The 12,873-nt window shown below is 61.9% G+C and carries 10 protein-coding genes; 6 read left to right on the forward strand and 4 right to left on the reverse strand.

The features are described from left to right. The first annotated feature begins 6 nt into the window (after positions 1 to 6). Positions 7 to 939, forward strand: coding sequence for a hypothetical protein (locus GbCGDNIH8_RS02080; RefSeq protein ID WP_072571917.1), 933 nt, complete (start codon positions 7 to 9; stop codon positions 937 to 939). A gap of 33 nt (positions 940 to 972) precedes the next feature. On the opposite strand, the gene GbCGDNIH8_RS02085 is transcribed toward GbCGDNIH8_RS02080, so the two are convergent. Further along, entirely contained in the window at positions 973 to 1,929 is a 957-nt protein-coding gene (locus GbCGDNIH8_RS02085) for an adenosine kinase (protein WP_072573539.1), read from the reverse strand. A 134-nt stretch (positions 1,930 to 2,063) separates the two neighbouring features. Here GbCGDNIH8_RS02085 and GbCGDNIH8_RS02090 point away from each other — a divergent pair, with 134 nt between their 5' ends. Further along, positions 2,064 to 2,822 (forward strand): EI24 domain-containing protein, encoded by a 759-nt coding sequence (locus GbCGDNIH8_RS02090; protein ID WP_081368797.1) that lies wholly within the window; start codon positions 2,064 to 2,066, stop codon positions 2,820 to 2,822. A gap of 103 nt (positions 2,823 to 2,925) precedes the next feature. Beyond that, positions 2,926 to 3,657, forward strand: a complete 732-nt coding sequence (locus GbCGDNIH8_RS02095) for a bactofilin family protein (protein ID WP_253736080.1) — start codon at positions 2,926 to 2,928, stop codon at positions 3,655 to 3,657. Here the strand turns inward: GbCGDNIH8_RS02095 and GbCGDNIH8_RS02100 are convergent. Beyond that, complete coding sequence (locus GbCGDNIH8_RS02100; RefSeq protein ID WP_072571918.1) at positions 3,646 to 5,889, reverse strand: FUSC family protein; 2,244 nt, start codon at positions 5,887 to 5,889, stop codon at positions 3,646 to 3,648. The two genes, GbCGDNIH8_RS02095 and GbCGDNIH8_RS02100, sit on opposite strands and share 12 nt — an antisense overlap. A gap of 84 nt (positions 5,890 to 5,973) precedes the next feature. Next, complete coding sequence (acnA, locus tag GbCGDNIH8_RS02105; protein WP_072571919.1) at positions 5,974 to 8,667, reverse strand: aconitate hydratase AcnA; 2,694 nt, start codon at positions 8,665 to 8,667, stop codon at positions 5,974 to 5,976. Between the two features lie 155 nt (positions 8,668 to 8,822). Between acnA and ccmA the strand changes: the two genes are divergently transcribed. From ccmA to GbCGDNIH8_RS02120, 3 genes are read left to right on the forward strand one after another with little or no spacing between them, the layout of a single operon-like run. Continuing rightward, complete coding sequence (gene ccmA / locus GbCGDNIH8_RS02110) at positions 8,823 to 9,548, forward strand: heme ABC exporter ATP-binding protein CcmA (RefSeq protein ID WP_072573542.1); 726 nt, start codon at positions 8,823 to 8,825, stop codon at positions 9,546 to 9,548. Next, positions 9,545 to 10,204, forward strand: a complete 660-nt coding sequence (gene ccmB / locus GbCGDNIH8_RS02115) for a heme exporter protein CcmB (RefSeq protein ID WP_072571920.1) — start codon at positions 9,545 to 9,547, stop codon at positions 10,202 to 10,204. The genes ccmA and ccmB overlap by 4 nt, the downstream gene beginning before the upstream one ends. 52 nt (positions 10,205 to 10,256) lie before the next feature. After that, positions 10,257 to 11,393, forward strand: coding sequence for an AI-2E family transporter (locus tag GbCGDNIH8_RS02120; RefSeq protein ID WP_072571921.1), 1,137 nt, complete (start codon positions 10,257 to 10,259; stop codon positions 11,391 to 11,393). Positions 11,394 to 11,428: 35 nt separating this feature from the next. Here the strand turns inward: GbCGDNIH8_RS02120 and GbCGDNIH8_RS02125 are convergent, their stop codons facing one another. After that, positions 11,429 to 12,865 carry a carbohydrate porin gene (locus tag GbCGDNIH8_RS02125; RefSeq protein ID WP_253736081.1) on the reverse strand — a complete coding sequence of 479 codons (1,437 nt, stop codon included), beginning with the start codon at positions 12,863 to 12,865 and terminating at the stop codon, positions 11,429 to 11,431. Positions 12,866 to 12,873: the final 8 nt, after the last annotated feature.

Here is a 12,873-nt window from a genome sequence, read left to right on the forward strand (position 1 = left end):
AGGGCCATGAAAGTCGTGCTCGATCTCGACCGTCTGCTGCGGGAAGGGCAGATAACACCGGAAGAGCGGGACAGGCTGATCCGGCTTGGCAAGGTCCAGACAGGGTCTCTGTTCGTGAACGTGCTGGTCGGTTTCGGTGCGGCTGCGGTGTGCGCCGGGTTGTTTGCACTGGCGCCTGATCCGCTTCTGGGTCTGCTCATGGGCGTGGTTGCCATCGGGGCTGCGGTGTTGCTGCGGCATGAGCGGGCGCAGCAATGGGGAATCCTGTCGGATATTTTTGCCCTGCTCGGCGTGTTGACCACCGGCATGAGTCTTTACTGGATTGGCCATGGACCGTCTTCAATGCTGCTGCTGGCGCTTTGCTGTGCCGGTGGAGCATTGTTCGCCCGTAGCATGATGCTGAGCGTTCTGGCCGTTCTCGCATTGGCGGCCTCGCTCGATACCTCGTTCGCTTATGTGCATGCCACCTATATGCTGGGGGTGGAACGGCCGGCACAGACGATTCTGGTGTTTACCGGTCTTGGCCTTGCGTTGCTGTTCGCCTCGACCCGTGTGTCGCCTGTGCTGGAGGGCGTGGTGCTGGCCGCAGCCCGCTGTTCGGCCTTGATGGTCAATTTTGCTTTCTGGGTCGGCTCTCTCTGGGGAGAGGACCGGCTGCTGTTCAATGATAACAGGAATACAGTGCTGGTGTCCGCCGATATGTTCAGCATCGGCTGGGCCGTGGTTCTGGTGGCTGCGGCCGCATGGGGGGCCTGGAGCGGTCGCCGCTGGCTGATCACCACAGCCGCGATTTTCGGGGCGATCCATTTCCAGACTCAATGGTTCGAGCGTTTGGGGGCGACTCCGACCAGCGTGTTGACGGCAGGCGTTCTGACATTGCTGCTGGCAGCATTGCTCTGGCGGGTGCTGTATGTTCGCAAACCGCCAGTGCCTGCATAAGGCGCTGACGGTTTCTTCCGATAACGGAGCGTATCAGCGCGACAGGGGACGAGGACCGATCTGGGCGATGATTTCCGCCGCGGCCCGGCTGCCCTGGATGCCGCAGTTTTTCAGATCCTGCCCCTGTGCGAAGCTGGCAAGGAACCCGGCTGCATAGGCATCGCCTGCCCCGGTCGTATCCAGAACCTTCGTGGAGACAGCCGGAATCCGGATTGTGTCTGCGCCGTGAAGAATGACGCTGCCAGCCTCGCTGCGGGTCAGGGCGGCGAGTGCGACGTCAAGCCGCGCCAGCTCGGCGGCTTCCTCGAAAGTGTTGCGTTCGTACAGTGCGGTGATCTCTGTTTCATTGGCAAACAGGATGTCCACGTTCGGCAGCAAAGCGAGGAAATCATCGCGATGGCGATGCACGCAGAATGCATCGGACAGGGACAGCGCTACTTTGCGTCCCGCTTCATGCGCGGCAGTGGCGGCCTTGCGGAAGGCGGCCTGCGCGGCTGGCGGATCGAACAGATAGCCTTCCAGATAGGTGATGGCGGAATCAGCCACCAGAGACGTGTCCACATCTTCGGCGGAGAAGGTTACGCAGGCACCGAGATAGGTGTTCATGGTCCGCTGCCCGTCGGGCGTAACGGCAATCAGGCATCGCGCGGTTGATGCACCGTCTTGCAGGCTGGGGGTGGGGAAATGCACACCGGTTTCCGTGATGTCATGGCGGAAGGCCTCCCCCAGTGCATCGTCAGCGACCTTGCCGAGGAAAGCGACCCTGATCCCCATGCTGGCAGCCACGGCGCAGGTATTGGCCGCAGAGCCGCCGCTGACTTCCGTCCCGCGGGGCAGTGCCGCATACAGCGAGGCTGCCTGTTCCGCATCGATCAGCGCCATGCTGCCCTTGTGCATGTCATGGCGGCTGAGAAAGGCATCATCGGTCAGGGCAATGACATCGACGATCGCGTTGCCGATACCGAGCAGGTCGAAGCGGGGTGCAGTCATGCGGAGAGGCTCCAGAATATCCATCAAGGGGCGGCGGGCGACCTGCCCGATACCGACGCTCGCAGGTATCACCGTGAGGGGCCTGCCACAATGGCGGTCTGGTCAAATTGGCTTCTCCGGCGGAATATCCGCCTATGCGTGATGATCCATTGCCCATTGCCGACCGGCCTTCTGTTTTCCAACCGCTACAGCGGGCGGTCACCCAGTTGGAGGATGCGCCGTTTCGGGCTGTGGTGATGCGGTCTCTCGGCTGGGCCCTGTTGCTGCTGTGTCTGTTGGTCTGGCTCGGTTTCAAGGGGGCTGGCTGGGTGCCAGTGCATTGGTGGCATGGCGACCACTGGGGTGGATGGGACTGGCTTGCTGGAATCGTGGGGGCGATGGCAATTGCGGCACTCGGCCTCTGGTTGTTTGTGCCGATCAGCGCGGCGATTGGCGGATTGTTTGCCGATACGGTGGCGATCTGTGTGGAGCGGCGCTGGTATCCGCAATGGAAGCCCGCCACATCGGCATCACTTCAGATGCAGATATGGGACGGATTGGCGCTGGGCCTGCGCGTGCTGGTGGTCAGCCTGATCACGCTGCCCGTGGTTCTGTTGCTGCCAGGGGCCGGATTTGTACTGGGATGGGTGGTTTCTGCCTGGGCGCTGGGGCAGGGGCTGTTCGTCAGTGTCGCCATGCGCCGGATGAGCCGGGCTGATGCCAGACGCCTTTATCGCACATGGCGTGGCACGATACTCGTGCAGGGTGGAATTCTTGCTGCCATCGGGATGATCCCGGCTGTCAATCTGCTTCTGCCTGCCCTTGGTCCGGCCGTCATGGTGCATGTTCTGGCCCGGATTACGAATGCATCGCGGAGCCTTTTAACAGAGCGACAGCAGGCACGACCGGATTGATCTGTATGCGGAATGTCCTGCAACATATTGAGGAAGCGGGTTGTTCTGCTTCTCCGGGCATGTTAGCGAATCGAGTCGTGACGTCCAGAATGATGGAGTGCACGTGTTTAAGCGACGCAAACCCGATGACCAGTCTCCCGAGGCTGGGGATATCCAATCAGCGGCGGGAGCTTCCCCGGGCGCGGGAACGTCACCCTCTGACGGCCCGGTTCGTCTGGGCGTACCGCCTGCCCCATCCGGCGCCGCGCCCGGCCAGCAGGCCGCAAGCGGTTTCGGTGTTCCCCCTTTCCGACCAAGCCATCAGAAGGAGGCCGAAGCCGTGAGCCGTGCGCCTTTCGCCAATACCCCGTCCTCTACAGCTGTGCCGCCCCGCCCTGGCGCACCCGCCGCCGCAGGATCAGCCCGTCCGGCAGGCAAGGATACGGCGGAGCGCCGCACACTGGTGGTGGGCCGTGGCATCTCCGTTCAGGGCACGGTGCAGGATGCCGAGCGTCTGGTGGTTGAGGGCACGGTTGAAGCGACCATGATCCGTGCGACCGAACTGTCAATTTCCCTTGGCGGCGTTTTCAAGGGTGAAGTCGAGGTCGAGGATGCAGAAGTCGCAGGCACCATCGACGGAACCCTGACCGCAACCGCAAGCCTGATCGTGCGGGCTTCCGGCAAGGTGCTGGGCACGGCCCGTTGTCGCCGCCTTCAGGTCGAGGATGGCGGCCAGATCACAGGCAGCATCCAGATGTTGACCGATGGAGCCCGTCCGGTTGAGGCGCCGCGTCCCGATGCTTCCGCCCCGCGTCCGGCCGTTGATCAGGCCCCGTTTCAGCAGTCATCCGACTGAGCTGTTTTGCCCGGCGGCAGCTTTCATGCCGGCATACTTGCTTTCAGGAACAACCGCTCCGTCCAACGGGGCGGTTTTTTCGTTTGGACGGTCGATGCCGGCCATCAGTTCCAGTTGTCCGGCAATGCGTCGCAGGGCTTCCTGGAGGGAACCGGCACCTTCTGTGATTTCCGGTCGCGGCGGCAGCTCCGTCAAGGGGAAGGCGAGACCGTTCGCAGCATCCAGACGAGCCTCAATATAGGCGAAGGCTGTCGCGATCCAGTCCTTCCAGATGATCAGCTTCTCACGATCAATCGTATCGGTGTTGGCCAGATGAAGCACGCTCAGCCGTCCGGCGATGCGGCGGAGTGCAGTATCGGCCAGCATCACGGGTTTGATCCATGTGGCGATGGTGGAGCGACGTGGCTCCAGCAGAGCTCGGGAGAGGCTGGCCTCCAGATTATTACTGGTGAGGCCGGCCTGACGTCTGGCCTGATGAGCCGCCTCCTGTGGTGCCTCGCCGATCAGGGCAGAGAGAGCGATATCAGCATAACGCGCATGGGCTTTGATGCAGTTGCGCAATGCGCTCTGCAATCGCCCCGGTTCCCAGCTTGGCCACAGCAGCAGATTACCGACCAGAGCCAGCAATCCTCCGATAACCGTGAACAGAGCCCGCATGACGGCGATCAGCAGGTCGTTCTCTGATCCCTGCTCGTATTGGGTCAGCAGCACGATCATCGGGGTCAGAAACATGACGAAAAGTGCATAGCTTGCCGGGCGCAGCGACAGGGCCAGAATCGCGAGCGGAAACAGGGCCATGGCCGTTTCCAGCGGACCGTGAATCAGGAAAGTCAGCACACCTGCCAGAGCGCCGCCGGCCAGCGTGCCTGCCACACGCTCGAACGTTCGCTGCATGGTCATGGCATAATGCGGTTGCAGGGTCACGATCAGGGTGATGATCAGCCATTGCTGGTAGGGTGCCGGCTGGATGGTGCAGGCGGTCAGAGCAAGCATCACCAGCAGCGCAGTACGGGTGGCGTGCCTCAGCACCGCGGAGGACCAGACCAGATTGGCGGTCAGAGGCGCCTTGATGGCATCAAACCCCCATGTTCGGGGTCTGTCCTCACCGGGCAGGCTGGCAGGGGTGGATTGGACAGCAATGATGATTCTCAACCGGTCCTGAATGATGTCTTCCAGCGCGGCCAGTGCGCCATCCGTTTCTGCTCGTCCACGTGTCAGCGCCGGGATGATACGGGACAGGCGTTGTTCGGGAAGCGGCGTATTCTGGGACATATATCGTGACAACGCCGATAAAACGGGACGCATACGGCGCAAAAAGACCGCTGCCTGAGCGTTGCGTCCGGTGGATGAGCCGGCGCTGTCTCCGGTCTCCAGAATATCACTCATGGCGATGAGAGCACCGAAAATCTGATCGGCGGCTTCCAGTCGCGCCAGCAATACAGCGCCCAGTTCACTGCCGACGCCGCGCCGATGGCGCATGTCGATCAGCAGGTTGCGCGCCCGTTCGATATGGTCACGCGTCCGGGCGCGGCTGATACGGGCGATGCGGGCCCATAGCTCCGCGTGATCACGATCAGTCGGGCTGTGCCGCGAGAGCATTCCCTCCATGCCAGCCACGAGATCGGCAAGGGAGGAAAACACGGCCGATACGGCGCGTTTGGCAGGGGTGAAGGGACGAATATTCCAGACGCCCAAAGCGATCATCTGCGTCCACAGACTCCCCCCGAGGAACGCGATCGCACCGGGCCAGCCGGTAACACTGGCATCATGGTCCGGCATGGCGGCATGGCCCATGCACAATGCCACGACCACGCCCAGCAGATTGCCGACACTCTGCGCGGAAAGCCCATAAATCCGGGCAAAGCTGGTCATGAAGATGATGATTCCGGCGGCGGGAATACTCATCTCCGGCCAGGGGGCCAGTATACCCAGCAGAAACGTGATCAGTGCCCCCAGCAGGCCGAAAATCGTCAGTGGCCGGATGCGCTGCTTGGTCGGTCCCCCCGGATCGCAATAGCAGCTCAGCAGCGCTCCCAGGGCGGCTTCCAGTAAAAGGGGTTGATTGAACCAGGCATCCGCGGCGACCAGCGGTGCGGTGGCGAAGGCGGCGCGCAGACCCTCGGCCACGCTGATCGCCCATGGGTCCATGGACAGCGAAAGCCGCCCGAGGGTCTCCCCGGGCGGCTTTCCTGACAGCAGGGAGAGGGGCGAAAGGCTGGAGCGGCGCGTCACGGTTGGTTTCCCATGTTCATCCCCCCGGATGGAGAATGATGATCGTGCCGTCCGGCCTGTTCACCCGCCTCCGGCGGGCTGGTCTTACGCCGCGCGGGCCATACCGCGCAGCACGTAATGCAGAATGCCGCCATGCTTGTAGTAATTGACTTCGTCAGCGGTATCGACACGGCACAGCAGCGGCACCTTGTCGACCGTGCCGTTGGCACGATGGATGACCAGGGTCAGGTCCATACGCGGTGACAGATCATCCAGTCCGACGATGTCCAGCGTCTCGCTGCCATCCAGCCCCAGCGTGTGGCGCGTCATACCGTCCTTGAACAGCAGAGGCAGCACGCCCATGCCAACGAGATTGGAACGATGGATACGCTCGAAGCTTTCCGCGATCACCGCCTTCACGCCCAGCAGCAGGGTGCCCTTCGCCGCCCAGTCGCGGGAGGAGCCGGTGCCGTATTCCTTGCCGCCAAAGACGATCAACGGCACGCCATCGGCCTTGTATTTCATGGCGGCGTCATAGATCGGCATGACTTCACCGGAGGGCTGATGGGTGGTCACGCCGCCTTCCGTGCCCGGAGCCAGTTCGTTCTTGATGCGAATATTGGCGAAGGTGCCGCGCATCATCACTTCATGGTTGCCGCGACGGGCGCCGTAGCTGTTGAAGTCCTTCTCCAGCACCTGCCGCTCCAGCAGATACTGGCCTGCCGGAGAGGATTTCTTGATGCTGCCGGCCGGGCTGATATGGTCGGTGGTGATGGAGTCACCCAGCAGAGCCAGCTCACGCGCGCCGAAAATATCGGCGACACCCGGCGGCTCCATGGTGATGTTGGTGAAGTAGGGCGGGTTGCGGACATAGGTGGAGCTGTCCGACCATTTGTAGGTGTCGGAGCTGCCATCGATCTCGATCGCCTGCCACTGCTCCGGCCCCTTGAACACTTCGCCGTAGCGGGACAGGAACTGTTCGCGGGTCAGGTTGGCATGGACGGTATCGGCCACTTCCTGCGTGGTCGGCCAGATATCCTTCAGATAGACGGGCTTGCCATCCTTGCCGGTGCCGAGCGGAGCGGTGGTGATGTCTTCCCGGATATTGCCGAGGAAGGAATACGCCACCACCAGCGGCGGGCTGGCGAGGTAGTTGGCGCGGACGTTCGGATGGACGCGGCCTTCGAAGTTACGGTTGCCGGACAGCACGGAGACGGCCACCAGCTTCCCGTCTTCAATCGCATCGACGATGGTGTCGTCCAGCGGGCCGGAATTGCCGATACAGGTGGTGCAGCCATAACCGACGGTGTTGAAGCCGACGGCATCCAGATCAGCGGAGAGGCCGGAACGGTCCAGATATTCCGTCACCACCTGCGATCCGGGGGCGAGGGAGGTCTTGACCCACGGTTTCGGCGTGAGGCCGAGCGCGCGGGCTTTCCGCGCCACCAGACCGGCGGCCACCATCACATAGGGGTTGGAGGTGTTGGTGCAGGAGGTAATGGCGGCGATCACCACGTCACCATGACCGATCTCGTAGTTCTTGCCCTTCACCGCGCTCTTGCGGGCGACATCACCGGCGGCGACGCCGAGGCTCTTGGTCAGTTCGGTATTGAACGCGCTGGCGGCTTCCTTCAGCAGCACGCGGTCCTGCGGGCGCTTCGGTCCGGCCAGGCTCGGCTGCACGGTGGACAGGTCGAGTTCCAGCGTGTCGGTAAAGATCGGCTCCTGCATGGTCTCGTCGCGCCACATGCCCTGCGCACGCAGATAGGACTCGACCAGCGCGATACGGTCTTCATCACGGCCGGACAGGCGCAGATATTCGACGGTTGCCTTGTCCACCGGGAAGAAGCCGCAGGTCGCCCCATATTCCGGAGCCATGTTGGCGATGGTGGAGCGGTCGGCGACGGGCAGGTGATCCAGCGCCGGGCCGAAGAATTCGACGAATTTGCCGACCACGCCCTTTTTGCGCAGCATCTGGGTGACGGTCAGCACCAGATCGGTGGCGGTGGCGCCTTCCGGCAGGCGGCCGGTCAGGCGGAAGCCGATCACATCCGGGATCAGCATGGCGATGGGCTGGCCAAGCATGGCGGCTTCAGCCTCGATCCCGCCGACGCCCCAGCCCAGCACGCCCAGACCGTTCACCATGGTGGTGTGGCTGTCCGTGCCATACAGGGTATCGGGATAGGCATAGGTCGCGCCATCCACATCGGCGGTCCATACGGCCTGCGCCAGATATTCCAGATTGACCTGATGGCAGATGCCGGTGCCGGGCGGCACCACGCGGAAATTCTCGAATGCTTCCTGACCCCAGCGCAGGAACTTGTAGCGCTCGCCATTGCGGTCGAATTCGATATCGACATTGGTCTTGAGCGCGCTCGGCGTGCCGTAGGTATCGACCATCACGGAGTGATCGATCACCAGATCGACCGGCACCAGCGGGTTCACTTTCTGCGGATCGCCACCCAGACGGGTGATGCCGTCACGCATGGCGGCCAGATCCACCACGGCCGGGACGCCGGTGAAATCCTGCATCAGAATGCGTGCGGGCTTGAACGGCACTTCCTCGGTGGAGGAAGCCTTTTCCAGCCAGCGCACAACGGCCTTTGCGTCCTCGACGGTGTAGGAGGTGCCGTCCTCGAAACGCAGGACATTTTCCAGCAGGATTTTCAGCGTTACCGGAAGGCGGCTGATATCACCGATGGTCTTGGCTGCTTCGGGAAGGGAGAAATAACTGTAGGTCTTGCCGCCGACAGATAATGTCCGGCGTGTTTGCAGGGTGTCCCGACCGACTGACTTCATAGTGCTTGCCTCATCAATGGCACGCCTGCCCGCCCCCGCGGATGGCTGCGTTGCAACACGGCACCGCTTAGAGCATAGGCAGCATCAGGACAAGGATGCAGGGATGCCGTCAGCGTGAAAGCGATAAAATCTGCACGAGAGATGGGCGTGGCAGGATGTTGACTGCAAGGGGGCTGGCAGTTTTCCGGGCGGAGCGTCTGGTGTTCCGCGATCTGGATTTTTCCCTCGCGCCGGCCACTTTGCGACCGGCAGGAGAGGGGGCGCAGGATGCCCTGACCCTGATCGGACCGAACGGATCGGGCAAGTCGACGCTGCTGCGACTGCTGGCTGGTTTCGTCCGCCCGGCCGCAGGGACCGTGTGGTGGCAGGAGGAGCCTCTGCCGGCGGATCCTGCCGATCGCGCCCGGATTGTCACCTATATCGGGCATCAGGATGCGGTGAAGCCTGGGCTGACGGCGGCGGAAAATCTGCTGTTCGATGCGGCATGGCACCCGCGTGGCCGACGACGGGAAGCCATTTCGAACGCGTTGGAGGCAGTAGGCCTGTCGGCCCTGTCGGCCCTGCCGGGTCGCATGCTGTCGGCAGGGCAGAAACGGAGACTGGCCCTGTCACGGCTGATGCTGAGGGAAACACCGGTCTGGCTGCTGGATGAACCTACTCTGGGGCTGGACGATGCGTCGATTGCCCTGTTCGGTGATATGTTGCGTGCGCATCGCGCCCGGGGTGGCGTTGTGATGGCGGCCACTCATGTGCCGCTGCCTTTGCCGGGTGCGGGTGTGCTGTCGCTTCATCCTCATGCACTGGCTGCTGAAGCAGGGGAAACAGCGATTGAGGGGGGCCGGGATGAGTGGGATGGGGATGACTGGATGATCATGTCATGATCGCGGCATTGCTGGCCCGCGAATTGCGTCTGTCCCTGCGTCACGGGGCTGATACACTGGCTGTGCTGCTGTTTTTCTTTGTCACTGGCAGCCTGTTCCCACTGGCTATCGGGCCAGGGCCGGAGATGCTGGCGCGGATGGCGCCGGGGGTGGTGTGGGTGTGTGCCTTGCTTGCTGCCCTGTTGCCGCTGGAACGGTTGCTCGGCGCGGATCAGGAGGACGGGTCGATGGACCACCTGTTGCTGTCCGGCCTGCCTGCTTTCGGGGTGGCACTGGGCAAGGCGCTGGCCCACTGGCTGGTCACTGGCCTGCCATTGCTGCTCTGCGCCGGCCCGCTTGCCATGATGCTGCGCATGCGGCCGGAGATTGTCCCGGTTCTGCTTGCGGGATTGCTGCCGGGGACGATGGCGCTCTCCCTGCTCGGCACAATGGGGGCTGCGGTGGTGCTGGGGGCACGAAGGGGGGCGGTGCTGTTGCCGCTGCTGGTGCTGCCGCTGACAACGCCGATCCTGATTTTTGGTGCGGCGGCGGCCGATGCAGCGGCCGGGGGGCTCTCTCCGCGTCCGCATCTTTTACTGCTCTGCGCTGTTGCCGTGGTGGCGGCGTCCCTATGTCCGTTCGCTGCTGGTGCGGGCCTGCGTGCCGCGGCGGAATGAGTATGTCATACTCTGTCACCACTCCCGAGATTTTGAGCGTATAAGGTCATCCATGATCCAGCCCATCTCTCCGTTTTCTCCGCCCGTCTGGTCCGAAGCGGATGTGATCCGGCAGGATTGCGAGAATGGCGGCAAGCAGCGACCGGGCCAGAAAATCGCATTCTGTGCGCTCGCTCTGATCATTACTGCAGCCGCACTCTGGACCCTGGGCAGTTTTATGCCTGCACTGGCATGGGCCGCGGTATTCGCCATTGCGACCTGGCCGCTTTATCGACGCGCGCGCAATGCCTGGCCGGGCGGGGGACGGGTGTTGCTGCCGTTGTTGTTTACTGTGGCGGTCACGCTGCTGTTTCTGGGGCCTTTGACCCTTGCGGGGATTGAGGTGGCCAATGACGCGCGCGGTGTGATCGACGGTGTGGAGCATGTGCTGCATAATGGTATTCCAGTGCCATCAGCCCTGTCCTCCTTGCCGCTCGGCAGTACATTGGTGGAGTGGTGGCAGAATAATCTTGGCAGTGGTGAAGGAGCGGCCCGTCTCGCCAGACATATCGACCGTTCCCAGCTGGTGGCGATCAGCCGTCATCTGAGCGCGGTGCTGGCCCATCGTGTGGTGCTGTTCAGCTTCATGCTGGTGACGCTGTTTTTCCTGTACCGTGACGGGGATACCCTGACGGCCCAGCTTTCCCGCGCCAGTGCCCGTGCTTTCGGCCCGCATGGGGCGCGTGTCGGGCGGCAGGTGATTGCCTCGATCCATGGTACGGTGGATGGTCTGGTTCTGGTCGGGCTGGCCGAGGGAATCCTGATCGGTATCGGCTATGCCATTGCAGGCGTGCCGCATCCCACTTTGTTCGGCGCGGTGACGGCGATTGCCGCGATGATCCCGTTTGGGGCCCCGGCTGCGTTTCTGTTGGCGGCCCTGCTTCTGGCCGCGAATGGTGCGCTGCTATCCGCTGCGATCATCGCCGGATACGGTTGTCTGATCGTGTTCATCGCGGATCATTTCGTGCGCCCGTTTCTGATCGGTGGAGCAACACGGCTGCCGTTTATTCTGGTGCTGCTCGGTATTCTGGGCGGCGTGGAATGTTGGGGATTGTTCGGCCTGTTTCTCGGCCCGGCACTGATGGCGGCTTTGACCCATCTGTGGCGTGAATTCAGCGCCGTGGGACCGGATATGATTGATCCGAACTGATGAGTAATCGGCTGCATTTGGTATTGATCAGGGCGTTAAAGTGGATGTCCCTTGATCATGTTATCAACCAGATTGGCAATGCTGACGGTCAATTTCAGCCCGATCACGAAAGCATTCGGGATAGATTTCGGACGGGTTGGATAGCGAAGCTGATCCGGGTTGACGATATACTGCAGGTTCGGCGTGATTCGTACGGTTTCCAATGCTTGGAACGTATAGTTCAGTTCCATCATGATCTGGTTGCGGTTGGTTCCGGGTGACAACCCGGCCAGCGTTCTGGCTTCGCTGACGCCCTGAAGGGCTGCACCGCTCAGAGACTGATTGTTGATCATGAAGCCGAGCGTATCATAAGGGCGCGTTTTGAAAGGCGCTGTCACTACCATGCCCGCTTCCAGAAAGTAATCCTCGCCCAGCCGGCCGGACACGCCGGTCATAGCCACCCCGAACACGGTCACCCCGCGTTGGGAGCGACCAGGGCGCCATACCATCTGGTCAAACCGGATATAGGCGCCTGAGCGGCCGTACAGCGATTGGGCCGGAAGGCCGCTCACCTGCACATAGCCCCCTTGTATGTCCCGTGACGGATCATCGTAATGGGTGGCGTCATACCATCCGCCAATCTGGTAATGACGTGGCAGACGATCATTTTCAAAAGTCGTGGCATATCCGAGTTCGAACGGCACAATCACGCCATTGGCACGGCTTGTGGACCAGTTGAGACCGTGGTCGTTATTGCCCTGAAAACTGCGGTTCACTTCATAAGCACCGGCATGCAGATAGACGCGTGGTGTCATCCAGACTTTGATGCGGCCCATCCAGCTGGATGCAGGCCACCATGTCAGGCTGCTGGTGCGGAACACGAAAGTCGGACTGCCGCAGACAGAATTCGACTGAAACTGGCAATAAAGCGGTGACGACAGAAACTCGGTATTGGCAATGCCTCGGCCTGCTTCGAGAATTATCCGGTCGTTAAAAGCTTTTTTCTCGATGGTGAACTGGGTCAGGCGGGTCGTCTGGCCGCCACCCCAGATTTCCTGCACGGAGGTGCTGTTGCCGATGGCATCGCGGGAAAGGCTGCGGCCCTGACGATTGGTGACAGCAATGTGCACACTGACATCGTTCAGGCCGACCAGTTTATTCATATCTAAATCGGCACCGACGAGAATCTGCCCGGCATAGGCGGCTTCCTGTCTGATGCCCCCCACCGGGTTGGCGGCCATTTCTGCCGTATAGGCGGCGATGAAATCGACACCGTTTGCCAGTGAGACATGATCGGGAAGATTATGCGACGTCGCATCGATGCCGAGCCGGTTCGTATCTGTCGTGATTTCTCCCACGGCGTTTTCCTGAATCTGCCAGGGGTCGCTGTTATGGGTGACCGGCTTGCCCGGCTCAGCGGCAAGGGCAGGAGCGAGCAGAGACAGTTCTGCCATCAGCAGGCAGAGAGCTGTGAAAAAACGAAGCATGGCCATGATGTTAT

Origin of the sequence: Granulibacter bethesdensis (genome assembly GCF_001889545.1) — a bacterium.
Lineage (GTDB): Bacteria > Pseudomonadota > Alphaproteobacteria > Acetobacterales > Acetobacteraceae > Granulibacter > Granulibacter bethesdensis_B.

Excerpts from the sequence above, each read along its gene's own strand:
- GbCGDNIH8_RS02090 (WP_081368797.1), top strand. The coding sequence starts at position 2,064 with ATGCGTGATGATCCATTGCCCATTGCCGACCGGCCTTCTGTTTTCCAA.
- GbCGDNIH8_RS02125 (WP_253736081.1), bottom strand. The coding sequence starts at position 12,865 with ATGGCCATGCTTCGTTTTTTCACAGCTCTCTGCCTGCTGATGGCAGAA.
- ccmA (WP_072573542.1), top strand. The coding sequence starts at position 8,823 with ATGTTGACTGCAAGGGGGCTGGCAGTTTTCCGGGCGGAGCGTCTGGTG.
- ccmB (WP_072571920.1), top strand. The coding sequence starts at position 9,545 with ATGATCGCGGCATTGCTGGCCCGCGAATTGCGTCTGTCCCTGCGTCAC.
- GbCGDNIH8_RS02085 (WP_072573539.1), bottom strand. The coding sequence starts at position 1,929 with ATGACTGCACCCCGCTTCGACCTGCTCGGTATCGGCAACGCGATCGTC.
- GbCGDNIH8_RS02120 (WP_072571921.1), top strand. The coding sequence starts at position 10,257 with ATGATCCAGCCCATCTCTCCGTTTTCTCCGCCCGTCTGGTCCGAAGCG.
- acnA (WP_072571919.1), bottom strand. The coding sequence starts at position 8,667 with ATGAAGTCAGTCGGTCGGGACACCCTGCAAACACGCCGGACATTATCT.
- GbCGDNIH8_RS02080 (WP_072571917.1), top strand. The coding sequence starts at position 7 with ATGAAAGTCGTGCTCGATCTCGACCGTCTGCTGCGGGAAGGGCAGATA.